We start from the raw sequence: 1,949 nt of genomic DNA on the forward strand, positions 1-1,949 counted from the left end.
GTTATCAAGAAGCGAAACAAATCATGACTAATAATAAACCTCTATTAGAAAAAATAGTTACTTTATTATTAGAACAAGAAACAATCACGAAAGAAGAAATAGATAAATTATTAGAAAGTAAAAAACTAAATAAAAAAACTAAATAAAAAAACTAAATAAAAAAACTAAATAAAAAAACTAAATAAAAAAACTAAATAAAAAAACTAAATAAAAAAACTAAATAAAAAAAAAAAAAAACAAATTGTTATATATTTAACAGTTTGTTTTTTTATTTAGATATGAGAAAAGGAATAAACAAGATTTTTTATAACTTTTTTTACAATTTATTATTTTTTTTAAAACGAATTCTATTTTCTTTCCCTTTTATTAAATTAATTATATTACTAGAATGTTTTATAAAAATAATAATAGTAATAATCAAAATAAAAATAAGATTTCGTTGTTTATCAAATTCTTTATCAAAATTTGAATAATCTCTTTTAACCCATAAAAAAACATTAACCAAGAAAGTAGCTAACAAAGATGATAAAGAAGCGTATCCAGAAATCATCACGAAAATCATAAACATTAAGACTCCTGAAATACCAATTAAAGGATCTATGACAGTAATAAAACCTACAGAAGTAGCTATTGCTTTTCCGCCTTTAAAATTATTAAAAATAGAAAACATATGACCTAAGATAAGAGCGACACCAAAATAAATTAAATTATTTGGATCATCAAGATAAGATTTCAGAAAAAAAACCCAAAAACCTTTGAAAAAATCCAAAAGAAAAACAATAATTCCATATTTCGGACCTAAAACTCTAAAAGTATTGGTAGAACCTATATTTTTAGAACCTAGAACACGTAAATCTTTATTAAAAAAAATTTTACTTATAATTAAACCCATCGGAATAGAACCGATTAAATAACAAAAAAAAATTAATAATATTGTTAATAATTCCATGTTTGCTTTTTTTTCAGTTTCTTTATTTTAAATATTTTATATTAAAAAAAATTATATTGAAGAATGTTATAAATTATATTAAAATAAATTTCATTTACAATTTTAATTTATTTATTTTAAATTTTTTCAAATTTTTTTATATAAAAGAGAAAAAGAAATATTTATAACTTATTAATTTTGTTATTTAGTCCCTAATTGTTTTATTAAAATTTTTTGTAAAACATGTTGAGGTTTTAAAATTCCTTTTTTCATTTTATAATATAAATCAAAAAAAATCAAAAATAAATCTTTAATTTTTTCTATAGACAAAGTTTTAGTTTCTTTTGTTAGAAAAAAAGTTTTTTCTACAGAATATTTTAATAAGGAAGCAATTTCGTTATTTGTTTTATTTTGATTCATAAAATCACGTACGATAATCATCTCTTCTAATTTATTTAATATTTGATAAACAATAAAAAAAGTATTTTCTTTTTTGCTTATCAAATATTGTAATAATTGTAAATTTTCTATTTTAAAATTATTTCGAATAATAGATTTAATTAATAAAAATATATTTTTTTCTTCTGAATCAGAAACTAAATTTTCTATGATCTTTATATCATCAATGTTTTTATTTTCTAAATGATATATTTTAATTTTTTCAATTTCTTCTTTTAAAACAAATAAATTATTATGAATTTTTTTAATTAACAAACAGATTATTTCTTTTTTGATTTTAAAATCATCTTTTTCAAATTCTTCTTTAGTATATTCAAATAATTTTTGAGCAGTAATTTTATCTTTTTTTACAATATTAAAATAACGATATATTTGTTTTTTTATTTCAGCAGGAAATTTATTTTTTTCTTCGTTTAAATAAATAATAATATTTTCATTGGGTTTAGTGAAGAAATCTATTATAAAATCAAATTTTATATTTTTTTTTGAAAAAACTAAAGAAAGATTTTCGATAAAAAGAACTTTTTTTTCATAAAAAAAAGAACCGGTAAATAATTCTTGA

2 protein-coding genes are annotated in these 1,949 nt (G+C 17.7%); both read right to left on the reverse strand.

From position 1 onward, the window contains the following. Positions 1–316: 316 nt before the first annotated feature. The gene (plsY, locus tag AB6A63_RS02000; RefSeq protein ID WP_370431019.1) at positions 317–949 is read right to left on the reverse strand and encodes a glycerol-3-phosphate 1-O-acyltransferase PlsY; all 633 of its coding nucleotides are present in this window, start codon (positions 947–949) and stop codon (positions 317–319) included. 180 nt (positions 950–1,129) lie between these two features. After that, a partial coding sequence (gene holA, locus AB6A63_RS02005) for a DNA polymerase III subunit delta (protein WP_370431020.1) occupies positions 1,130–1,949 on the reverse strand: 820 nt, incomplete at its 5' end.

This window comes from 'Camptotheca acuminata' phytoplasma, assembly GCF_041276565.1.
Taxonomy (GTDB): Bacteria; Bacillota_I; Bacilli_A; order Acholeplasmatales; family Acholeplasmataceae; genus Phytoplasma.

Bases quoted from the DNA above. Each gene is read 5' to 3' on its own strand.
- plsY (WP_370431019.1), bottom strand. From the start codon at position 949: ATGGAATTATTAACAATATTATTAATTTTTTTTTGTTATTTAATCGGT.